Here is a 22,056-nt window from a genome sequence, read left to right on the forward strand (position 1 = left end):
CATGACCACCACCCAGCAGGCCGTCCTGGAACGCGTCGAGCCCGTCGCGGACGGCGTGGTCGCCCTCACCCTCAGCGGCGCGCTCGCGCCCTGGGAGCCGGGGGCCCACATCGACCTGCCGCTGCCCAACTGGCTCACCCGGCAGTACTCCCTGTGCGGCGACCCTGCGGACCGCGGCCACTACCGCCTCGCCGTGCGGCACGAGCGCCTGAGCCGCGGCGGCTCCGACTACATCCACCGCTACCTGCGGCCCGGCCGCACGCTCGACATCTCCCTGCCGCGCAACAACTTCCCGCTCCTGCCCGCGCGGGAGTACGCCTTCCTCGCGGGCGGCATCGGCATCACCGCCGTCCTGCCGATGTTCCGCGCGGCCGTCGCGGCCGGCGTTCCCGCGCGCCTCGTGTACACGGGCCGCTCCCGCGCGGCGATGCCGTTCCTCGGCGAGGTGCGCGCCGTGGGCGGGGACGCGGCCACCGTGGTCGAGACGCGACGGGAGCCGCGCCCCGACCTGGCCGCGCTCGCCGCCGCGCTGGGTCCCGGCGGCGCCGTCTACTGCTGCGGCCCCGCCGCCATGCTGGCCGCGGCGGAGGCGGTCTTCGACCCGGCGGTGCTGCACAGCGAGCGCTTCCGGCCCGCGCGCCGGGAGTTCGCGCCCGACACGCCGTTCACCGCGGTGTGCGCACGGTCGGGGCGGTCCTTCGAGGTGCCGGCGGGCGAGTCCCTGCTCGACGCGCTCACCCGCACCGGCCACCCGGTGCCGGCGGGCTGCCGCGAGGGCGTCTGCGGGAGCTGCGAGCTCCGCGTCCTGGAGGGCGAGCCCGAGCACCGCGACGACGTCGGCGCCGGGCCCGGCGTGCTCTATCCGTGCGTCTCGCGCGCCCGGTCGGCGCGCCTGGTCCTCGACGTCTGAGGGGGCCGCCCGGCGTGACAGCGTGAGCCGCCGGGCCGTCACGCGCCCGTGCGACGCCCGGGGGCGTCGGGCTGTCAGGCGCCCGCGCGCCGCCCCGGGACGTCAGGTCGCCACGCGCCCGCGCGATGCCAAAGGCGCCGGTTACCGCGCGCCGCGCGACGCCGTGGGACGTCGGGCCGTCATACCGCCGCGCGACGCCAGGGGTCCCGAGCCGCCACGCCCCGCTCGCCGCCGAGGAGGCCGCGGGCCACCATGCCGCCACGTCCATCCTATTGACTGACCATAAGGCCAATAGGAGACTCGGTCCGCCCGCCGCACCACCCCTTCGCTCGCGGCAGCCCACCGCGCCACCGGGAGCCGCACACGCAACGGAGGCGCACCCCATGACCGCCCACGACGTCCGTCACGTCCGGCGCAGAGCGCGCAGGTTCGTCCTCGCGGCTGTCGCCGCCTGCGCCCTGCTCGTCGCGCCGCTGCTGGTCTCGTCCGCGCAGGCCGTGCCCGCGGCCCCGGCCGCCGCCAAGGCCGTCCCGTACACCACCTCGACCGTGCTGCTCGGCAGGGAGCAGGTGATCGGCGCGCTGTACCGGCCCACCTCGCCCGACCCGCACGAGTCCACCGCGCTGTTCCTCACCCACGAGAACGACGACTTCATCGGCAGCGTCCCCTGCGTGCAGCTCGCCCAGCGCGGCTTCACCGTCCTGTGCGTCAAGTCGCAGTACGCGGACCAGGCCGCGGCCGACTGGGACCAGCTCGCCCTCGACACCTCGGCGAGCGTGAGCTACCTGCGCGGCCTGCCCGGTGTGCGCAAGGTCGTGCTCGTCGGCTGGAGCGGCGGCGGCGCGATCATGTCGTACTACCAGAACGTGGCGCAGAACGGGCTCGCCGCGTGCCAGGCGGCCGCCAGGCTCGACCCCTGCGGCGACGACCTGGCGCACCTGCCGCCCGCGGACGGCGTGGTGCTGCTCGACGCCATCCCCGGCATCGCCTTCTCCGACCTCACCGCCCTCGACGCGTCCGTGGTGAACGAGCGCGACCTGCGCGCACGCGACGCCTCCCGCGACATGTTCGCCCCGCGCAACGGCTACGCGGCCACCGGCTCCTCGCACTACGGCGCCGCCTTCACCGGCCGCTATCTGGCGGGCCAGGCCCGGCGGGAGGCCGGACTCGTCGCGCAGGCCGAGAAGCTGCGGGCGCAGGTCGCCAGGGGCGCTGGCCAGTACAGCGACGACACCCCCATGCCGGTCGGCAGGGACGGCGCGCGCCTGTGGGAGGCCGACACCTCGCTGCTCGCGCACACCAGGGGCAGGTACCCGGTGATCTCGCCCCAGCACCCGGACGGCGGCGCGCCCCAGGTCGTGCGCTCGCTGCGGGTCCCCACCGCCGACCCCGCGGGCAACGCCGCCTGGGACGCCAGCAAGAGCGGCTTCACCGCGGACTCGTTCCTCTCCGTCGCGGCGATCCGCGCCCCCGCGCCGAGGCTGACGGCCGACTCCATCAGCGGCATCGACTGGTCCTCCACCAACACCGCGACCGTCTCCAACGTCCGGGGCATCGCGAGCCCCCTGCTGATCATGTCGATGACCGGACACTACTGGCTCGTACCGTCCGAGATGTACTACGACAACGCCACGCGCGCGAGGGACAAGACCCTGGTCTTCGTCAAGGGCGCCTCCCACGGCTTCACCCCGTGCACGGCCTGTGCGAGCACACCGGGCGAGTTCGGGGACACCGTCTCCGAGACCTTCACCTATGTCGCCCACTGGCTCACCGACCGCTTCGGCGGCCGAGGAGCCGCCGCGCCCGGGGGAGTGCCCCGGTAGGCCCGGGGCCGCCCTGCCCGTCAGGCGTCGTCCTCGATGTACTCGAAGACGGCGCCATCGGCGTGCCGGGCGATCAGCCGCCGCCCGTTCGGGGCGGGCGAGGGGCCCTCGACGATCTCGCCCCCGGTGCCCACGACCTCCCGCACGACCGGTTCGAGCTCCCGTACCAGCAGGGTCGCCACCCGGTCGCCATAGGCCGCCGTGTCGCCGCTGAGCAGCAAGAACGGTCCGACGCGCGCCAGTTCGACGTCCCGGAAGCGGAAGCGGACCGGCTCCTCGCCGCCCGCCAGGGCGCGGTAGAGCACGAGCGCGGAGTCGAGGTCGTCCACGACGACCCGGGCGAGCACACCGGTAATGTTGGGCATACCGGTGCAACCGCCGAAACGCCGCGCGTATGCCGGGGTGCGCTACGCCGGCAACGGGGGCAAGAGGATCACGGGGGACGACCATCACCACGACGCACGGCGAGGACAACACGCGCATGACAGCCGCAGAGAAGGTATGGCTCATCACCGGCACATCCCGCGGCTTCGGCCGCGAGTGGGCGCAGGCCGCGCTGGAGCGCGGCGACCGGGTGGCCGCGACCGCCCGCGACACCGCGAGCCTGAAGGCCCTGACCGACGCGCACGGCGACCGGGTGCTCCCGATCGCCCTCGACGTCACCGACAAGGCGGCCGTGGACGCGGCCGTCGCCCGCGCGCACGACCACTTCGGCCGCCTCGATGTCGTCGTCAACAACGCCGGATACGGCCACTTCGGCACCATCGAGGAGGTCACCGAGGAGGAGGCGCGCGCCCAGATCGAGACCAACCTCTTCGGCGCGCTGTGGGTCACCAAGGCGGCGCTGCCCTATCTGCGCGCCCAGGGCAGCGGCCACTTCCTCCAGGTCTCCTCCATCGGGGGCCTGACGGCCTTCCCCAACCTCGGCCTGTACCACGCCTCCAAGTGGGGACTTGAGGCGTTCAGCCAGTCGCTGGCCCAGGAGGTGGCGCCGTTCGGCGTGCACGTCACCATCGTCGAGCCCACCGGCTACAGCACCGACTGGGGCGGCAGCTCCGCCGCGCACTCCACTCCGATCGACGTCTACGAGCCGGCCCGTGCCGCCCGCGCGGCCAGGACGCGTCCCGGCATGGTCGGCGACCCGGCCGCCACCCGAGGCCCCGTCCTGGAGATCGTCGACGCCGAGAACCCCCCGCTGCGCTTCTTCCTCGGCCGCGGCCAGGTCGACCGGATCAGCGCCGAGTACGACAACCGCGTCGAAACCTGGCGCGCCTGGGAACCCCTGTCGGAACAGGCCCACGGCGACCCGCGCTGACCGCCCGCCGCGCCCGTGCGGGGTCCCCCTGCGGAACCACCGCAGTGAGCGGCCGCGCGACGACGAGAAGACGAGCGGCCGGTGCGCGCCGGGCGTCGGGGCCGGGTGGAAGCCGGTGCGGTACGTCCCTCGGCCGGGGCGGTGGTGCTGACCACGAACGACCGCCCCGAGGAGTTCCCGCGGGCGCTGTCCTCGCTGCTCGGCCAGCGGGGGTGTCGCGCTCGACACCGCGGTCGTCGGCAACGGGTGCGAGCCCGCGGGCGTCCCCGACGGGGTGCGCGCGGTCGCCCTGCCCGAGAACGTCGGCATCCCCGCGGGCCGCGACACCGGCGCCGGCGAGGCCAAGGGCGACTACCTGATCTTCTTCGACGACGACGTGCTCCCCGACGGGGAAGCGCTCGCCCGGCTCGCCGACCGCCTCGAACGCGAACCGGACCTCGCCCATGCGCAGCCACGCGTCGTCGACCCGGACACCGGCGTCACCGCGCGCCGCTGGGTGCCCCGGCTGCACGCCTGTGACCCCGCGCGGCCCGGCCGCCGCGGCGGTGAGGGGCGGCGGCCGGGCGGCCGGTGTACTCCCGGGGTACCGGGGGTGGCGGAGGGGTGCGGAGTCGGGGGACGGGGGTCACGCGGCATTGACACCCCGTCCCGGGCGTCACCATCATGTGCGCGTCGCCCCCTGTCCACACACGCAGGAAAACCCTGCTCAGCGCGCCACTTCGCGCAGGCAACCCCCACTGCCTTGGCCGCCCCCAACGGACCGTCAGGAGAAGCATCCGTGCCCAACGTCGACCGTCGAAGGTTCCTCCAGCTCGTGGGCGGCACCGCCGCCGCCTCCATGATCACCGGCGGTATCGCAAGGGCCGCCGCCATCCCGGCGGCGGCGGGCACCGGAACGCTCAAGGATGTCGAGCACGTCGTCGTCCTGATGCAGGAGAACCGTTCCTTCGACCACTACTTCGGCACCCTCCGGGGCGTCCGCGGGTTCGGCGACCCCCGCCCCGCCACCCTGCCGAGCGGCAAGAGCGTCTTCCACCAGGCGGACGCCGCGGGCCACGAGACGCTGCCCTTCCGGCCGGACGCCGACAACCTCGGCCTGCAGTTCATCCAGGACCTCGACCACAGCTGGTCGGGCACCCACCAGGCGTTCAACGGCGGTGACTACGACCGCTGGGTCCCCGCGAAGACCACCACCACGATGGCGTACCTCACCCGCGAGGACATCCCCTTCCACTACGCGCTCGCCGACGCGTTCACCGTCTGTGACGCGTACCACTCCTCGATGCTCAGCTCCACCGACCCCAACCGGTACTACCTGTACACGGGCTGGGCGGGCAACGACGGCACGGGCGGCGGCCCGGTCCTCGGCAACGAGGAGGCGGGATACGGCTGGACCACCTTCCCGGAGATCCTGGAGAAGGCGGGTGTCTCCTGGAAGGTCTACCAGGACACCGGCACGGGCCTCGACGCGGACGGCGGCTGGGGCTGGACGAGCGACGCCTTCATCGGCAACTACGGCGACAACTCGCTGCTCTACTTCAACCAGTACCGCGACGCCCAACCGGGCAGCCCGCTCTACGAGAAGGCCCGCACCGGCACCCACGCCCAGGGTGGCGACGGCTACTTCGACCGGCTCAAGGCCGACGTGCTGGCGGGCGACCTGCCCCAGGTCTCCTGGATCGCCGCCCCCGAGGCGTTCTGCGAACACCCCAACTGGCCCGCGAACTACGGCGCCTGGTACGTCTCGCAGGTCCTCGACGCGCTCACCGCCGACCCCGACGTGTGGAGCCGCACCGCCGTCTTCCTCACCTACGACGAGAACGACGGCTTCTTCGACCACGTCGTGCCGCCCTTCCCGCCCGCCTCCGCGTCCCGCGGCCTGTCCACCGCAGACGTCGCCCGGGACCTCTACACCGGCGGTCTCTCCGGATACGCCGCCGGGCCCTACGGGCTCGGGCCGCGCGTGCCGATGCTCGTCCTCTCGCCGTGGAGCACCGGCGGCTGGGTGTGCTCCCAGACCTTCGACCACACCTCGATCGTGCAGTTCATCGAGAAGCGGTTCGGCGTGCACAACCCCAACGTCACCCCCTGGCGCCGCGCGGTCTGCGGCGACCTCACCGCCGCCTTCGACTTCTCCCGCGGCAACGCGACCGCGCCCACGCTCCCGGGCACCGGCGGCTACGCCCCGCCCAACCACGACAACCCCGGCGACTACGTCCCCAAGCCGCCGGCCGAGGGCGCCCTGCCCAAGCAGGAGCGGGGGCTGCGGAACGCCCGCGCCCTGCCCTACGACCTGGCCGTCGACACCGAACCCGCCGACGGGCGCATGCGGTTCACCTTCAGCAGCCTCGGCGCGGCGGGCGCCGCCTTCCTCGTCACGTCCGCGGTGCGCTCCGACGGCCCCTGGCCGTACACCGTCGAGGCCGGCAAGACCCTCACCGACACCTGGGCGATGCCCGCCGCCTCCGCACGCTACGACTTCTCCGTGCAGGGCCCGAACGGCTTCCTGCGCCGGATGGCCGGCACGGCGGGCTCGGCGGGCCCCGAGGTGACCGCGCGGCACGACGCCAAGAGCGGCCACGTCACCCTGGTGTTCAGCAACCCCGGCGGCGGCCAGGTCACCTTCACCGCGACCGACGCGTACGCGCCGACCGAGCACTACACGTACACGCTGCAGGCGGGCGCCTCACGGACCGTGCAGAACTGGGGCGTCGCCGCGGGCAACCGCTGGTACGACGTGACGGTCACGTCGAGCGCCGACCCCGCGTACGTACGCCGCTTCGCCGGCCATGTGGAGACCGGCGCGGCGAGCACCAGCGACCCGGCGACCGCGACCGCCTGAGCGGGGCGCGCACCAGCCACCGCAGGTCGCGCCACTCCGGTGCCGCGAGAGGCCGTACCGGCGGACGGGGCCGAACGCGCAGGCGGGCACGGCGTCGTCCGCGGCGCCGTGCGGGGACCCGCGCCTCCACCCCGCCGCCGGGCGCGCGGTGGCCGCGTGAGCCCACGGGGCAGGGCCGGCCTGACGGACCGGGCGCGCGGGTACGCCCGCGCGCCCGGTCCGGGGGGGCGTCCGAGGGCACCCGAGGGGACTCGCCCGGAACACCCGGGCCCTCGGGCGCGGGCCCGACACCGCCGACGAGAGGTACGCCCGCCTGCGCGCCTGCGCGCCTGCGCGCCTGCGCGCCTCGGCCCCGGGCACCTCGGGCGTCGGCCTGCGGTCCGGCCCCGGACCGCGGACGGGGGCGGCGCAGCGGTCTACCGGCGCGGCTCGCGGGTAGTCGGGTGGCACCCCTGCCCGCGGCGCAGGCCGCGGCGCGGGCGTGGTGCCGCCGCGTACGGGTACGGCGTGGCGGCGTGCACGTCCCCGGGGCGCCGGCCGAGGAGGCCGGTGCGCACCGGGGACCCGGCTTGGCGAGGAGTGGCGCGTTGCGCAGTGTCGGTGTGGAAGAGGAACTGCTCCTGGTGGACGCGGAGTCGGGGGAGCCGCGGGCGCTGTCCACCGCCGTGCTCGCCGCCGCGGGGGGCGGGGAGCCGGACGAGGACGGCCCGGACGAGGTATTCGAGAGTGAACTCCACGGCCAGCAGGTCGAGTTCGCCACACGCCCGCACACCGACATGAGCCGGATCGCGGCCGAGGTCGTCAGGTGGCGGCGGGCGGCCGACGCCCACGCGCGGCGCTTCGGGGCCAGGGCCGCGGCCCTCGCGACCTCGCCGCTCCCGGCCAGGCCCGTGGTGAACGACGGTGGCCGCTACCGGTGGTTGAGTGAGAAGTTCGGTCTCACCACCAGGGAGCAGCTGACCTGCGGATGCCATGTCCACGTCGCGGTGGAGGACGACGAGGAGGGCGTGGCCGTCCTCGACCGGATGCGCCCCTGGCTGCCCGTACTCCTCGCGCTGAGCGCCAACTCGCCTTTCTGGCAGGGAAAGGATACGGACTACAGCAGCTACCGCAGCAGGGTCTGGCTGCGCTGGCCTTCGGCGGGGCCGACGGAGGCGTTCGGTTCGCCGGACGCGTACCACCGGACGGTGGCGGCCATGGTGGAGTCGGAGGTCCTGCGCGACGAGGGGATGGTCTACTTCGACGCCAGGCTCTCGCACCGCTACCCGACCGTCGAGATCCGGGTCGCCGACGTGTGCCTCAACGCGTCGACCACGACGACCCTCGCGGCCCTTGCCAGGGCTCTGGTCGAGACGGAGGCCCGCGCCCGGCTCACCGGCGGTCCCGCGCCCGATCACGGCGTCGCGCTGCTGCGCCTCGCGAGCTGGCAGGCCGCGCGCTCGGGCCTCGAAGGCCCGCTGCTGCACCCGCGCACCATGCGGCCGGCCCCGGCGCGCACCGCGGTGGAGGCCCTCTTCGACCACGTACGCGACGCCCTGGCGGACACCGACGACACGGACCTCGTGCGAGGCGGCCTCGACCGCCTGCTCGACGGGGACACCGGCGCGGCCAGGCAGCGCGCGGTCCTGCGCCGCACGGACAGCCTCCGCGAGGTCGCCGCCGAGTGCGCGGCCCTCACCGTCGCGGAGGGGTCCTGAGCCGTCCCCACCCACGTCCTCGGCGCGCCCGGCGGCACCTTTGGCAGCCGTCCGGCATCGAAGACAAGAGGAATTCGGCTGACGGTGCACCCCATGGGTTCGATGGCCTATGTGCTCATCCCCGGTGCCTGGCACGCCGGATGGTCCTGGCGGCACGGCTTCGCGCGGCGGAACACCGGGCTGTGTGCCTGACACCGCACGGGCCGGGCGACGGCGGCGCCCCGGCGGGATACCGCCTGCTGGACGGGGTGGATCACGTGGTCTCAGGGATCGAGGGGCGGGACCTTCAGAGGGCTTCCCCCTGGGCCACCCGCAACCTGGGCATGGCACACGGAGTTTCAGGGCCGCTCGCCCTGTACGGCTCCTGCGTGCCCGTGTCCCGGTTGTCCGCGCCGTGTCACGAATCCTGTTACATGTACAACCCTCGCGTGAACGGGGCGGTCTTGCGGGGTGAAGGGCGGCTGAACGCCCGCCCGCCCCCACGGCCCCACAACCGAAGGACCTTCATGCGCGCCTCTGCCCCCCGCCGTCGTATTCCCCGCGGCCCGGTCGCCGCCGCCGCTGCCGCCGCCGCTCTGCTGGCACTGGCCGCGGCGCCTGCCGTCGCCGCCGGTGCGGAGCCGGATCTCGCCGTCGGAACCATGCCGCAGATCAAGGGTGTTCAGCCGGGAGCCTCCTTCTCGGCCCCGGCCACCTTCCTCAACAAGGGGTCGGACGAGGTCTCGGACTTCTACGTGCAGTACGCGGTTTCACCCGGTCTCAAGGCCGACGAGACGCACAAGAACTGCACCTACTACACGGTCCCGTCCTACGACGAGATGCCGGCGTCGAACGTCGCCTCCTGCCACATCGAGCAGCCGCTGAAGCCGGACGTCGTCTACGGGACGAACGAGCCGCTCTCCCTGAAGGCGCTCGGCGGCGCCTACCGTGACGACCTGCGCGTCTCGATCAGCACCGACGAGCCTGACCCGGGCGACGGCGGCTCCTCCGAGCCGGTGCCGGGCACCGGCGCCCCGCTCACGCTGGTGGAGAAGGGCCCCGCCACCGACGCCGACCGACGAAACCACCCGGGCCCGGTCGCGCAGGCCGACGTCAGCGCGGAGAACACCGCCGACTTCGCGCTGACCGGCGCCGAGGCGAAGGGCGCGGTCGGCGACAAGGTCACCGCGACGGTGAAGTTCGCCAACCTCGGCCCCGCCTGGGTGCGGGGAGCCGCCGACACGAGCGTGACCACCGTGGACGTCCGCATCCCCGCGGGCACCTCCGTGGTGAAGGCGCACGACTACTGCGACAAGGTCAGCGCCACGCACTACCGCTGCGGGACCTCGCAGTCCTGGGTGGACCCGGACGGCGGCGAGAGCTACCCCTTCGTGCTGCGCATAGACAAGGCGGTCGGCCGCAGCACCGGCACGATCTCCTTCGCCGGTGCCGAGCGGCCCTACGACAAGAACGCGTCCAATGACACCGCGCAGCTCGTCGTCGACACCGGCGCCGCGGCGGGCAGCGGCTCCACCGGCGGCAACGGCTCGACGGGCGGCTCCGGCTCCACGGCCGGGACGGGCTCCTCGGGCTCGACCGTAGGCTCTGCCGGGGGTTCCGCCGGGGGTACGGCCGCCTCCGGTGGCTCGGGCTCGACGGGCAACGCCCCGCAGGCACAGGGCGGCGGCGTCCTCGCCGCGACCGGCGCCGGCGACACGACCCCGCTCATGGGCCTGGCACTGGCCGCCGTGGTGTCCGGCGGCGGCGTCGTCTGGGCCGTCCGCCGGCACGCGGCACACCGCGTTAGCTGATCCGCCGATGCGCGGCATACCGCGCCAACCCCACTGACAGGCGTGAGCTTCGAGGCGCGAGCGGCATGCGCGGCCATGGCCCGTGGGCCGTCCGGGCACACCGCGCCGTCGACCGATCGGACGACCGTCTCGGAACACCTCGGAGGCATCTGGCCCAGCGGCCCCGGAACCCTGCGAAAGGCGGGTTCCTGGGCCGCTGCGCCGTCTCATCAGGAGGGCTGGAGGGCCTCTCCGGGCCCCCGGTTCGGACTGGTTCCGGCCGGGCCTTCGATCCCGGCCGGGCCTTCGATCCCGGCGGGCCTTCGATCCCAGCCGGGGCTTCGACCTCGGTGGAGGGGGCCCGGAATTCGTCGCGGCGCTCAGTCGGATGCGCCCCCGGCAGGACCCGAACCTGCGGCCAAGCGCTGGGAAGCGCCTGCTCCGTCCACCGAGCTATGGAAACTGACCTGTGTGGATGTAGCCACTCTGGGCTGTTCCCCGGGGTGCGGGGGGACTCATCGGGGACGGTGTAGAGCCCTGGCGGCCCCGTCGCGCCAGGGCCGGTCCGACCATCCATGCCCATGGGCCGTTTGGGTGGCGTCTGCGGGGGATGTGATCCAGCGCCCGCCGCGCCGGCGCCGCCGCGGTGTGGCTCCAGGCGAGCGGCTGTCTGCTCGCCCGCTGCCGGGGACCTCAGCGTCAGGGCCGCTCAGGGGATTCTCCTGACCAGGGCGGCGAGTTCGGCGCAGTCCTCTTCGGCAGGGCCGGCCGGCGGCGGACGGACGGTCCGGGGCGCCCGGCGGCACGCATGCCCGCCTTGGTGATGGACACGGCATAGCCCGGACGGCGGTTGCGGATTTCCAGACAGGGCAGGACGAAGTCGGCCGGCCTGGCCCGCACGTCGGAGCGATCGTCGGCCGCCGTGGGCGAGGAGTTCGTCAGAGTTGCGGGTCGCGGTGGCGTCCGGGTCCTGCTGGTCGGCGTGGAGGCGGCGCGAGATCAGCCCCAGGCGGACCGGTCCGCCCGTATCCGTGGCGATCTCCGGGGCCAACGTCCGCGACAGCCAGGCCCTGATCCGGCTCGTGAAGGGCATACCGCCCATCCGCGCCCGCCGCGGCCCCGCGGCGCCGGCCCGGGAAGCTCCACGCCGACACGGGAGGCGACTACCGCCACCTGCGGCGACGGCTGTCCTGGCGCGGAACCCGCCACCGCATCGCGCGAAGGCATCGAGGCCTCACAGCGACCCGGCCGACACCGCTGGACCGTCGGACACACCATGCCCCGGCTCGCCGCCCGCCGACACCTCCACCGCCGCTAGGCACGCGAAGCCGGCCGCTTCCTCGCCCCCACCGGCACCGCCCGCAACCTCATCTGCCGCCGCCGACTCGCCGAATGGGATGATTCCTCGTTGCCGGGAGCGAGCTGATCGCCCTTGCCGCCGCTGCCGCCGCGCGTGCTGCTGTCCTCGACAAGACGGACGCCCTCCAGCAGGACCTGCTGGACACTGTCACCCGTGGCGCCCTGTCAGACATGGCCCTGGACGACATCGAGGACCGCGTCTGGCGACACGGCCGCGCCACCCGCTACCGAGTACCGCGGCGACTGTGTTGTCCTCGCGCATGTGGCCGGCATCCCGGCGCCACTCCCAGGGAGTTGGCGCAGGCGCTTGGAATCCCTGAGCGCCGCGTCACGCCGAATCTCGACCGGTGCCGTAGGCAGCGCGTGCCGCCGGCAGGCGGCCCTCCCGGCGCGGACCGCGCGAGGTGTTTGCCGCGCCCTCGTCGCTCGTCGCTCCTCGCTCGTCGCTCCTCGCTTTTCGCTCCTCGCAAGGAGACTCTGCCATGTGCCGACCGGTGATACCCCCTGGCCTTTTCCACCCTGAGCGGGACGAGCCGAGGGCGGCACTCGGATTGTGAGCCCTTCTCGTCCCCAGTTCGAGCACGGCAGCTATCAGCATCGGGCTCACTGATGCTCCCCGAGCGCACTCCCGCACGTCCCGTCTGGCAGCCCTTCGGCCCCTCCTGTGGGGAACTCGCCGCTCGCGAGCACTGCTGGGAGCCGGCCAGCTCGCAGGCTCACGCGGTGTTCGGGCTCCCCGCGAACGCGAGTGAGCCGAGAAAACGCGTCTGTTCGTGTTCCACCGTGGCGTCCAGCTCGCCCATGGCCTCCAGGGCGCGGGGATCGCTGAGCGTCATGGCACCGAGTGCGCGCTCCAGGTGGCCCTGGTCCTCGATCTCCCACAGGTTGAACGCCTCGTACAGCGGCCCGACCTGCGTCACCGTGCCCGCAACCAGCGAGATGCCCTGCGATTCGAAGAGTTCGCGGATGGTCACCATGGCGGCCTCGTAGCGCGCCAGATTCGCGAAACCGTACTTGAGCTGGAGCTGCGCCAGCATGTAGCTGCTCATCTGTCTGCCTTTCCCGGGGGTCCCGTCGGGGCCTTCGCCAGGAAGGTAGACGTTCACACTGGTGTGAAGGGCAAGTCAGCTGCTGTCGGTCACCGCTTTCAGTACGGCTTCCAGGCCGGTCAGCTTGGAGTGCAGTTCTTCCGCTTCACGTGAGAGTTCGGCGTGCCTCGTACGCAGTAGAGCCTCGACCCGGGGCGCGGAGTCGGGGCGTTTCCACTCCTGGACCACCGTACGGATCAGGTCGCTCGGCAGGCCCGCACCGTACAGACGCTGGATAAACCCGACACAGTCGGCGTCTTTGGGCTGGTACCTGCGGTGCCCCACGGTGTTGCGCGACGGGATCAGGAGACCTTGCTCCTCGTAGTACCGCAGTGACCGTGTGCTCACGTGGCACCGGTGAGCGAGTTCACTGATCGACAGCGACGCGGGGTCCGAATCGGGGTTCCGCCGGGGGCCCGATTCGGAGGTCGATTCGCGGCTGTCCGCCGGCCTGCGCCCGCGCGGCGAGAGGGGCCTCGGAGACGCCGCAGCGCCATCACCGGATGGGGCATTCGAGGCATGGGAACGCATAGTGAACTGGCCTCCTCCCGGCTGGTGCCGTCGGGTATGCCGGTCGGGCGAGTGCGGGCTCAATCCGCCGCGAGACGTGCTTCAGCCAAGTGGGTCTGGATGGCGTCGCGGTGCCTGGTGAGGATGTCGATCCTGCTCTGAATGTTCTCCAGCTCGCGGGCCAGGCTGGCGGCGAGTTCCGTGTCCACCTTCGCCCGCAGCGACTCCCCCCGCCCCGGTGAAACAGCAGCCGATGTCCTTGATGGCCTCGGTGCTGAGGCCGGACCTGAGCAGGTCGCGAACCCGCTCGGCGCATACGAGGGACTCCTCGGAGTAATCCCGGTAGCCGTTGGGAAGACGACGGGGGTGAAGCAGGCCCAGCTGCTCGTAATAGCGCAGCGAGCGGCTGCTGATCCCGGTGTGCTGGGACAGCTCACTGATCCTCACGGCGCATCCTGTTCTCCCTCGTCTTGACCTTGACACCGGTGTGAAAGTTTACCGTTCCAGCCGTGAAGGACCTTGTCGAAATCACGTCATCCCTCCGGTCCGGGCGTGCCGGCCTTGCCCTCCTGTTCCTGGCCGGCTTCATGTCGATCACGACGGAGACGCTGCCCATGGGGTTGCTGCCCCAGGTGGCTGGTGGCCTCGGTGTCTCCGAGTCGCGGGCCGGCCTGCTGGTGGCCCTGTACGCCTTCGTCATCATGGTGGTGACGCTGCCGATCACCACCCGAACCGCGCACTGGCCGCAGCGGCGTCTGCTCCTCGTCATCACGGCCGTGTTCGTGCTGAGCAATCTGCTGCTCGCCGCGGCCCCTTCCTACGCTGTGGCTGTCGTCGCCCGGCTGATCGCCGCTTCGACGCACGGGGTCCTCTGGTCGGTCCTACCCGTTTACGCCACCCGCCTCGTCCCGCCGGAGCGGGCGGGCCGCGCCGTTGCCGTCGTCTTCGCGAGCAACTCCGCCGCGCTGGCCTTCGGCGTGCCGCTGGGAACCACGGTCGGCAATGCGCTGGGCTGGCGCGGCGCCTTCGTCCTGCTCGCCGCCGTGGCCGCACTCGCCCTCGTCGCCGCGCCACTCCTGCTGCCTGAGGCGTCCGGCTCACCGACGACGCGGGTCAGGGCCCTGGCCGCTTTCGAACTCCCGGGCGTGCTCACGGTCACCGTCGCCACGACCTTGGTCATGCTCGGCCACTTCATCCTCTACTCCTACGTCTCGCCCTACTTGCGGCACATCGGCGTCAGCTCGGCGGCGGCAGGCCCGGCGCTGCTCGCCTTCGGGCTCGCTGGGGTTGTCGGAGTGTGGACGACCGGCGTACTGGTCGATCGCCGTCCACGCGGCGCGACCCTGCTCTTCGCCGGCGCGATGGCACTGGCCTTCGCGGCGTTGGCCGCCACGGGCAGGGCCACGTCCGTGAGTCTCGTCCTGATCGCCGTATGGGGCCTGCTCTTCGCGGGTCTGCCCACCCTCTTGCAGTCCGCCGCGCTCACGGCCGCACCGCAGGCCCGGGCCGCGGTGTCCGCGCTGTACGTCATCAGCGTCAACTTCAGTATCGGCGCCGGGTCCATCGCGGGCGGGCAGGTACTGGACCGTCTGGGAGTGGCGTCCTTGCCGCTGTTCGCCGCCGTGCCCGCGGCCGCGGGGTGGTTCATCATCGTCGGCGCTCGCCGCCATGCCTTCCCCCGACGTCCGATCGCCAGTGCCGGCTCCCGGCCGGAACAGGACAGCGGCGCCAGCACGCCCCGCGACGCAGGCGGCGCGTCACTCACCGCCCGGCCACCCGCCGACGCTGACCAAGCGGGTGACTTGGGCCTCTCATGCCCGGAACAGGCGACCGCGGGTAGCTGCGACTGAGCACGCCCGGCCCGCCGGGCCGTTGAGGCGGGGGTACAGCGCGAACACGGGAAGCTCCTGCTAGACGGATTACCGACCAAGATCGCCTGTCCACCAGGGGGCTCCGCGTGCTTATCTGCCCTTCCGGCGTCGATGTGTCCACCGCGAGCCTGCGCTACCTGTCCGCCTGCCTGCGGACCAGTCGCAGGGAACGCGGTACCCGTGGCGCCGGCCGCCCGCCAACACGCGACCGCGAGACCTACAGGCAGTGCAACACCTTCGACGACGCACCAACGGCCTGAAGCAGTGGCGCGGCACCGCCACCCGCTACGAGAAGACCGCCACCATCCATCTGTGGCCGGACTCCACATCGCGGGCACCTTCCCAGGGTGACCTTCCTGGTGAGCCTCGTCCGGGAGGTCCACCACGCGCCGAACGTACTGCTCGTGCCGGGTGCCGCGGACACCTTGGGACGAGCGTCGCCTCCGGAGCGATCGAACTCGACGACCGCACCCCGGCCGCACTGGACGCCGTCGAGTTCCGTCCTGCGACATCACCCTCGACTGAGTCCGTCGCAGCGGGCGCTTGCCCCTGCCCGCCGCTCAGCGGCGGAGGAAGGCGGACCACGCGGAGATGGCGAAGCCATCGCCGTCCCGCCGGATCTCGCCGGCTCCGTGTCCCGGCCAGTGGGCCGGGATGACGAGCTCGCGCAGCTCGGCGGCGCGGGAGAGATAGGCGCGGCGGGTCTTGGCCGCGAGTTGGAGGTCGTCGCAGAAGCAGCTGTTCCAGCCGGGTTCGAGGACTTGGACGGGGCTGTGCAGCATGTCTCCGACGAAGACGGCGCGGTCGGTGCCCGAGCGGAGGGTGAGGACGGACGATCCCGGGGTGTGACCAGGAGCGGCCTCCAGCAGCAGGTTGCCGTCGATGCGGTGGGTGTCCTCCCACAGCACGGCCTGTCCGGCTCGGTGGATGGGGGCGATGCTGTCGTTGAACACGAGCTTGCTGCCCTCCCAGCGGATGCGCTCGTGATCGTCACGCGGCCCCCGGGTCCGGTGGGCTCCGTCCGGGTCGAAGTACCGGTTGTCGGCGCGGGGGATCAGGTATGTGGCGTTGGGGAAGGTGGGTACCCATTCCCCGTCGCGCAGCTCGGTGTTCCAGCCGACGTGGTCGTAGTGGATGTGCGTGTTGACGACGAGGTCCACGTCCTCGGGCGCGACGCCGGCCTCGCGCAGGCGGGCCAGGTAGTCGGTTTGCAGCCCGGCGAACTGCGGGACCTGCGGACGCTCCCGGTCGTTGCCGACCCCGGTGTCCACCAGGATGGTCCTGCCCTCGCTGCGCAGCACCCAGGTCTGGATACGGCAACGGTAGGCGTCGTCGGCCGCGGTCCAGAAGTCCGGCGCCAGCCACTCCTGGTTGCGCCGCCAGGTTTCCTCGTCGCTCTCCGGGAGGATGAAACGTGCGGTACGGATGGGGCCGGACCACTCGACGACGCGCGTGATCTCGACGTCGCCGAGGGAGATGCTGTCCGCGGGCATGCCGGGGCCTTTCGGGACGGAGGGGATGCGGATGGCGGCGGTCGTGCGGCGGGCAGGTCAGGCGAGCCGCGCCGGGTCGTGCGGCGCAGGTGCGTAGCGGGCCAGGAAGGTGCGCACGGCCTCCACGATCACCACCTCCGCGGCGGGTTGGGCGATGGTCTCCTCCTCGAAGGCCATGACCCTCGGCCAGACGAGGAACTCCTGCACGAGGCCCATGAATTGGCGTGCCGCGAGGTAAGTGTCCGCGCATCGCAGGCGACCGCTGAGGACCAGGCCCTCCAGGCACTCGACGAACGCCGCCACTACTGGCCCCTTGCCCAGCCGGTAGAACTCGTCGGCGATCCACGGCAGACGCGCGGACTCGGCCACCACGAGCCGGGCGAAACGGATCTGGTCCGTCTCGGCCGCGAAACGCTCCAGCGACCGGGCGAACCCGAGCAGCACCTCCTCCGGGCTCGCGTCCGCGTCACATCCGGCCGCCCGGCCGTCCAGGCCGGCGAACGCGGACCAGTGGTAGCGGACCATCTCCCGGAAAACGGTCTCCTTTGCCCCGAAGCGGTTGTAGACGGTCTGCCGCGAGACGCCGGCACGTTCGGCGACCTGCTCCAGATTGACGCCGTCGTAGCGGCCGGCAAGGAACAGTTCCTTCGCAGCCGCGAGGATCTTCTCGTCGGAGGCCGATCTGCGGCGTCCGGGCGCTTTGCCCCGGGTTCCGGCTCGGGCCGAGTCCATACGGGTCCTCCCTCAATCGAAGTGTGTACTTTACAGTACAGTCAAAGATCCGGCTCCTGCAATTCCCCAGAGGGTCGGGCTCCAGGCGGCCCGTACTCCGGAGCCGGCGGGACTGGCGGGGCGGGTGCGGTCGTTTCGCCGCCCTGACCCGAGGGGGCGAGGCGAACACGGGCGCCGCCAGGGAGTGTCCGTCAAAGGACCGTGGGCGGGTTCGCGGAGCCAGAGGGTGAGTGAGGCGAGGCCGGCCCGCTCGGGGAGCACGGCCTGGATGCCCCGCCCGCGCACGGCCTGGCGTACTCGCCCGCGGGCGAGTACGCCTTGTCCGCGAGGACCGCGTCGGGTCTGCGGCGGGGGCGTCCGGCACCGGTCCGGGGCACTCGCAGCCCGCCCGTGACGGTGTCGAAGACGGTGGAGCCGTTGGCGTTGCCCGGCATGACGACGACGGCCGGGGCAGGCCCCGGCCGTCGCACGCATGATGAACCTTGGTGGTCAGCCCGCCGCGGGACCGGCCCAGCGCTCGGCGAGCCGCCGAGCGTGCCGGATCTTCCTGTTCGTCCCCGCACCCGCCCCCTTGTGCGAGCACCGGCGACGTGCCGGCGAGCCCGGCTGACCGTGGAGTCGACCGAGACGGTCCACTCCACGGCCCCGACGGGGTCGTCGCGGACCTGGCGCTGCTCCAGCAGCCGGGCCCAGGTCCCGTCCGTCTCCCTGGGCGGAACCCTCATGAACCGTCTGCCACGGCCCGTAGCGCTCCGGCGGACCACGCCGCGGTGCCCCTGTTCGCAGCCGCCACAACACCCCGTAGATCACTTGCCGATGATCCCGCCACGGCCGCCCACGGCCATCGACACCAGGCGGCAACGGCGCAATCGGCTGCCACGCTGCATCCGCCAGCCCACCACGATCCACCACAGGATCGATCATCGGACAGGGCCTGGGCCGCGTGCCCCGACCGTCAGGGTCGCGTGTCCGGGGGCCAGTTGAGGAGAGCCATGTCGGCCACCAGTTGGAGGTCGGAGCGTGGGGTGCCCCCCGAGGCCTGGACGGCGATGCCGTTCGCCACGGTCATGAGGTAGCGGGCGAGTGCCTCGGGATCGGCGTCGCGTGGCAGATCGCCCTCCTCGACGGCGCGCCTGAAGCGGTCGCGGAGGAGGGCGACGCCCTCGTTGCGCCAGTCGGCGAGGGCGCCGCGGGCGTGGCTGCCAGCCTCGCCCGCGGCGAGGGCTCCCTGGACTCCGAGGCACCCCGCGGGGCAGCCGGGCATGGTGGTGGCCAGGGTGGAGCCGACGAGGAACGCGGTGGCGACCCGTCGGGCGGTGGGTTCGCGAAGGGCCCGGCCTGCGTACGAGGCGGGTCCCTCGCTGTAGCGGTCCAGGGCCTTGCGGAAGAGGTCCTCCTTGTTGCCGAAGGCCGCGTACATGCTGGTGCGGCTTATGCCCATGGCCTCGGTGAGGTCGGTCAGACTGGCGCCCTCGTACCCCTGTCGCCAGAAGACCCGCATGGCCTGTTCGAGGGCCGCGTCGGCGTCGAAACCTCTCGGCCTGCCGACAGTCGCCTTGCGCCGTGACTCCATGCAGCGATCCTATCTCTTCCACACCGATCGGTCCGGAAGTGCTACGGTCTCATTCTGTATCGATCGGTACGTAAAAAAGTGGAGGTCATTGAAGTGGGAGAGTTCGAAGGCAAGACAGCTGTCGTCACCGGCGGCAGCACGGGGATCGGCCTTGCGACCGCCGTCAGGCTGGCGGCGGAAGGCGCGCATGTCTTCATCACCGGTCGGCGCGCGGCCACGCTGGACGCGGCCGTCGCGACCATCGGCGAAGAACGGGCCACCGCGGTGCTCGGCGACATCGCGGAACCGGCCGACCTGGACCGGCTGTACGACGCGGTCCGCGCCAGGGGCGGCGGCCTCGACGTGCTGTTCGCCAACGCGGGCACCGGGTCGTTCGCTACGCTGGAAGAGGTCACCGAGGAGCACTACGGGGAGACGTTCGGTGTCAACGTGCGGGGGACGCTGTTCACGGTGCAGAAGGCGCTGCCGCTGCTCAATGACGGTGCGTCCGTGATCTTGAACTCCTCGGTGCGCGCCGATGACGGCGCCCCTGCGTTCGGCGTGTACGCCGCGTCCAAGGCCGCGGTGCGGTCGTTCGCCAGGACCTGGGCCAACGAGCTCAAGGGGCGCGGTGTCCGGGTCAACGCCGTGTCTCCCGGCACCATCGACACCCCCGGGCTCGACGCCGTGACCTCGGGTGACACCGCCCTCACGAAGTCGCAGTTCGCCCAAGGCGTCCCACTGGGCCGGGTCGGCCGCGCGGACGAGGTCGCCGACGCCGTGGTCTTCCTCGCGTCCAGCCGGAGCAGCTTCGTCCTCGGCGCCAACTTGTACGTCGACGGGGGCGAGAAGCAGATCTGACCCGCGGCGACGCCCCTTGTTGTCGCAACAACACCGGTCCGGGGCGTCGTGAGGACGACCATCAAGGTGTCGCTCGTCACGGGCCGCAGGGGCTTGCGGTCTTCTTCGTCGACGGGACGGGGGACCGCGGCTGCCCGGCAACCCGCCGCTGTCGTCCTCTCCCCGCGACCTCGCCTCGGCCGGGACCACTCTGCGCCGGGCTCACGCCCCAAGGGGACGTCACGCATCCACTTCACGAGCGAGAGCGGGCCGCGGCACACGACGATCCTGTCGACCACGACGTCGCTGGAGGTCCCGGTCGGCGGACTCGCCCTCCGTACGTACTCGATCTGGCACTACGACCCCTCCGGCGGCATCGAGTTGTGCGTACCGCACCACGCAGCGGGCGGACCGGGCGCCCGAGGCCGACGGCGGGTCCGCGGACCGGGTGAAGGCCGCGAGGCGGCGGACGCAGCCTCGCGAGGCGGGGGGGGCGCGGGCCGGGAAACGGTCGAGGGAAGCGCAAGAGGCACTGGCGGGGCGCCGTTGGTGCCGGCGGACGTGTCGCCGGAGCGGAGCCGGAGCCGGAGCGGTGCCGGCTCCGTCCATACCGCGGGTCTCATCCGGACACGCGTGGAGTGGTGTGCCGCACCTCGTACCGCGCCATCAGCCGGGCCGTGGCGAGTCGGCGGTGGCCCGGTCGACGGGCAGCGTGTCAGTGCGCCGGGGAGTGGAGCGGCTCGTGGTCCCTCTCGTAGTTTGCCAGGGCGAGGCCGAGGGCGAAGAAGCTCGGTGCCCATTCACCGACGAAGATGCCCCACCTGTCGGCCCGCGCCATGCCCGCGGGCTCGGCTTTGAGTGACCCGTACCACGACAGGACGGAAAGGCCGATCGACGCGAAAGCCGCGGTGTACGCGTGCTCGGACTTGAGGCCCTTTTCGTGCAGCATCTTGACGAGCATGATTCCCCCTTAGGGAAAGAGGACTCTGTGCCTCTACCTTGGCTCCGGAGGTCTCCGCCCGCATCTCGGCTCCGGTGAGCCTGGCGTCGTCACGCCGTGCCTCTCCCCAGAGAAGGAGACACGCCTGTGACAGACACCGCCGACGGAGCCACCGAGACAGTCATGACCGATGCCGGTGCGCTGGTCCCGAAGCGATAGCCGGCAGCGCCGGAGGCCTCCGGCGCCACCCGAATCGCGCCGCCGCCCGCGGAGCGCGCCGGCGAGCCGGTCACCGCTGAGGACGTGTCCCACCTCGCCGCCCAGGAGCATCCGGAGGTCGTCGACCCCTGCACAGGGACCGGGGCCCCTGTACTCCGCGGCGTCGGCACGTGAACGCGACGCCGCGGTCGTCGGCGAGCGCGGCGTGGGAGGCGCCGAGTCCGCCCCGCCCCGGGGCCGCCGCGGTCCGCGGCCTCGCTACCTCCCGGCCCGCCGATCGGGACCGGATCGCGCTCTCGTACGAGCGACAGGAGGCTGCGGCTGACACCGGGCCGCGCAGACACGGCAGCCGAGACGGGTCCGCCTCATGGTGGCATCCGCGGTCAGTCATGAGTACGACTTTCCGTCACTGGGCTTTCACTCAAAGAGTTCGTGGGTATGGCGGTCCCAGTGGGCTGAGGAGGCCCTCTCGATTGGCTCTGACCATGCCGGTATGTCGCTCAACAGCCTGAGGGGAACTGACATGAGGCGCATTCATAGGAGCGCGGCCGCAACCGTGTCGGCGCTGGTGATCGTGGGCGCCGTCGCCGTCGCCGTCGCGCCTGGAGCCACGGCGAGTGCCGTCGCGCCGCGGGCCGGCTGTGCGGACGAGAACGCGGCATCGCGTGTTCTGGCGAACTTCGGTCTCTTCGACATCGCAGGGCACGGTGGCGCTCCCGACAATCGCGTCTCGTTGGACGACTTGGCCGCCGTCGGCCGATTCGAGAACGGCTATCCGCTGGAATTGCAGAATGCCGCCAACCATATCCGGTACACCCCCGGCCTCTTCCACGCCCTCGACACAGCTGCCCACGGTGGTAGCGGCGACGGCCGCATCTCACCGAACGACATCAAAGCCTTCAACGGCAGCGCGGGATGCGACTGACGCGGCAGCGCCCCGCCTGATGCCCCTGCCCCTCGGTGTCCGCTCTGCGGCGGGAAGGCTTCAGGGGACTGGACGGCGGCCGGCACCTGTGCGGTACGCGGTCCGCCTCCTCACGGGAGGGCCGGACGGCCGGTGGGCTGTACGGGCCCCGGCGGCGGACCGGCCGGCCCG

General features: G+C 72.5%; 17 protein-coding genes and 5 pseudogenes. 12 read left to right on the forward strand and 10 right to left on the reverse strand.

What is annotated here, in order from left to right; translation table 11 throughout:
* Nucleotide 1 precedes the first annotated feature (1 nt).
* The gene (locus tag ABEA77_RS10035) at nt 2-910 is read left to right on the forward strand and encodes a PDR/VanB family oxidoreductase (RefSeq protein ID WP_345644168.1); all 909 of its coding nucleotides are present in this window, start codon (nt 2-4) and stop codon (nt 908-910) included.
* A 383-nt stretch (nt 911-1,293) separates the two neighbouring features.
* Entirely contained in the window at nt 1,294-2,733 is a 1,440-nt protein-coding gene (locus ABEA77_RS10040; RefSeq protein ID WP_345644171.1) for a hypothetical protein, read from the forward strand.
* A gap of 20 nt (nt 2,734-2,753) precedes the next feature.
* On the opposite strand, the gene ABEA77_RS10045 is transcribed toward ABEA77_RS10040, so the two are convergent.
* Nucleotides 2,754-3,098 (reverse strand): VOC family protein, encoded by a 345-nt coding sequence (locus ABEA77_RS10045; RefSeq protein ID WP_345644174.1) that lies wholly within the window; start codon nt 3,096-3,098, stop codon nt 2,754-2,756.
* Nucleotides 3,099-3,214: 116 nt separating this feature from the next.
* On the opposite strand from ABEA77_RS10045, the gene ABEA77_RS10050 reads away from it, so the two are divergent.
* From ABEA77_RS10050 to ABEA77_RS33940, 6 genes and pseudogenes are all read left to right on the forward strand, one after another.
* Complete coding sequence (locus tag ABEA77_RS10050; RefSeq protein ID WP_345644177.1) at nt 3,215-4,048, forward strand: SDR family NAD(P)-dependent oxidoreductase; 834 nt, start codon at nt 3,215-3,217, stop codon at nt 4,046-4,048.
* A gap of 274 nt (nt 4,049-4,322) precedes the next feature.
* Nucleotides 4,323-4,484 (forward strand): annotated as a pseudogene (locus ABEA77_RS10055) (glycosyltransferase); the annotation flags it as partial.
* 342 nt (nt 4,485-4,826) lie between these two features.
* The gene (locus ABEA77_RS10060; protein ID WP_345644227.1) at nt 4,827-6,890 is read left to right on the forward strand and encodes a phosphocholine-specific phospholipase C; all 2,064 of its coding nucleotides are present in this window, start codon (nt 4,827-4,829) and stop codon (nt 6,888-6,890) included.
* 587 nt (nt 6,891-7,477) lie between these two features.
* Nucleotides 7,478-8,587 (forward strand): glutamate--cysteine ligase, encoded by a 1,110-nt coding sequence (locus tag ABEA77_RS10065; RefSeq protein WP_345644180.1) that lies wholly within the window; start codon nt 7,478-7,480, stop codon nt 8,585-8,587.
* Nucleotides 8,588-9,093: 506 nt separating this feature from the next.
* Nucleotides 9,094-10,377 carry a peptidase gene (locus ABEA77_RS10070; RefSeq protein ID WP_345644183.1) on the forward strand — a complete coding sequence of 428 codons (1,284 nt, stop codon included), beginning with the start codon at nt 9,094-9,096 and terminating at the stop codon, nt 10,375-10,377.
* A 989-nt stretch (nt 10,378-11,366) separates the two neighbouring features.
* Nucleotides 11,367-11,782 (forward strand): annotated as a pseudogene (locus ABEA77_RS33940) (IS5/IS1182 family transposase); the annotation flags it as partial.
* Between the two features lie 649 nt (nt 11,783-12,431).
* Here the strand turns inward: ABEA77_RS33940 and ABEA77_RS10075 are convergent.
* The 4 genes and pseudogenes from ABEA77_RS10075 to ABEA77_RS33945 all read right to left on the reverse strand — a co-directional run.
* Nucleotides 12,432-12,764, reverse strand: a complete 333-nt coding sequence (locus ABEA77_RS10075; RefSeq protein ID WP_345644186.1) for an NIPSNAP family protein — start codon at nt 12,762-12,764, stop codon at nt 12,432-12,434.
* Nucleotides 12,765-12,839: 75 nt separating this feature from the next.
* Nucleotides 12,840-13,334 (reverse strand): MerR family transcriptional regulator, encoded by a 495-nt coding sequence (locus tag ABEA77_RS10080; protein ID WP_345644189.1) that lies wholly within the window; start codon nt 13,332-13,334, stop codon nt 12,840-12,842.
* 59 nt (nt 13,335-13,393) lie between these two features.
* On the reverse strand, nt 13,394-13,522 hold the full coding sequence (locus tag ABEA77_RS10085; protein ID WP_345644192.1) for a hypothetical protein: 129 nt from the start codon (nt 13,520-13,522) through the stop codon (nt 13,394-13,396).
* 55 nt (nt 13,523-13,577) lie between these two features.
* Nucleotides 13,578-13,796, reverse strand: a pseudogene (locus ABEA77_RS33945) (MerR family transcriptional regulator); the annotation flags it as partial.
* 26 nt (nt 13,797-13,822) lie between these two features.
* On the opposite strand from ABEA77_RS33945, the gene ABEA77_RS10090 reads away from it, so the two are divergent.
* On the forward strand, nt 13,823-15,163 hold the full coding sequence (locus ABEA77_RS10090; RefSeq protein WP_345644195.1) for an MFS transporter: 1,341 nt from the start codon (nt 13,823-13,825) through the stop codon (nt 15,161-15,163).
* Nucleotides 15,164-15,270: 107 nt separating this feature from the next.
* A pseudogene (locus ABEA77_RS33950) lies at nt 15,271-15,425 on the forward strand (IS5/IS1182 family transposase); the annotation flags it as partial.
* A 319-nt stretch (nt 15,426-15,744) separates the two neighbouring features.
* Here ABEA77_RS33950 and ABEA77_RS10100 read toward each other — a convergent pair.
* The 4 genes and pseudogenes from ABEA77_RS10100 to ABEA77_RS10115 form a co-directional block, all read right to left on the reverse strand.
* Entirely contained in the window at nt 15,745-16,677 is a 933-nt protein-coding gene (locus tag ABEA77_RS10100) for an MBL fold metallo-hydrolase (RefSeq protein ID WP_345644197.1), read from the reverse strand.
* Nucleotides 16,678-16,734: 57 nt separating this feature from the next.
* The gene (locus ABEA77_RS10105) at nt 16,735-17,409 is read right to left on the reverse strand and encodes a TetR/AcrR family transcriptional regulator (RefSeq protein WP_345644198.1); all 675 of its coding nucleotides are present in this window, start codon (nt 17,407-17,409) and stop codon (nt 16,735-16,737) included.
* A gap of 243 nt (nt 17,410-17,652) precedes the next feature.
* Nucleotides 17,653-18,321, reverse strand: a pseudogene (locus ABEA77_RS10110) (IS5 family transposase); the annotation flags it as partial.
* Between the two features lie 43 nt (nt 18,322-18,364).
* Nucleotides 18,365-18,982: a TetR/AcrR family transcriptional regulator gene (locus ABEA77_RS10115; RefSeq protein WP_345644200.1), complete on the reverse strand. Its 618-nt coding sequence runs from the start codon at nt 18,980-18,982 to the stop codon at nt 18,365-18,367.
* Nucleotides 18,983-19,075: 93 nt separating this feature from the next.
* Between ABEA77_RS10115 and ABEA77_RS10120 the strand changes: the two genes are divergently transcribed.
* Entirely contained in the window at nt 19,076-19,822 is a 747-nt protein-coding gene (locus ABEA77_RS10120) for an SDR family NAD(P)-dependent oxidoreductase (RefSeq protein ID WP_345644202.1), read from the forward strand.
* Nucleotides 19,823-20,516: 694 nt separating this feature from the next.
* On the opposite strand, the gene ABEA77_RS10125 is transcribed toward ABEA77_RS10120, so the two are convergent.
* The gene (locus tag ABEA77_RS10125) at nt 20,517-20,762 is read right to left on the reverse strand and encodes a hypothetical protein (RefSeq protein ID WP_345644204.1); all 246 of its coding nucleotides are present in this window, start codon (nt 20,760-20,762) and stop codon (nt 20,517-20,519) included.
* Between the two features lie 691 nt (nt 20,763-21,453).
* Here ABEA77_RS10125 and ABEA77_RS10130 point away from each other — a divergent pair.
* A complete protein-coding gene (locus ABEA77_RS10130) occupies nt 21,454-21,885 on the forward strand; it encodes a hypothetical protein (RefSeq protein ID WP_345644206.1) in 432 nt (143 codons plus the stop codon).
* Nucleotides 21,886-22,056 lie beyond the last annotated feature (171 nt).

It is taken from the genome of Streptomyces tremellae (genome assembly GCF_039540215.1).
In the GTDB taxonomy this organism is placed as follows: domain Bacteria; phylum Actinomycetota; class Actinomycetes; order Streptomycetales; family Streptomycetaceae; genus Streptomyces; species Streptomyces tremellae.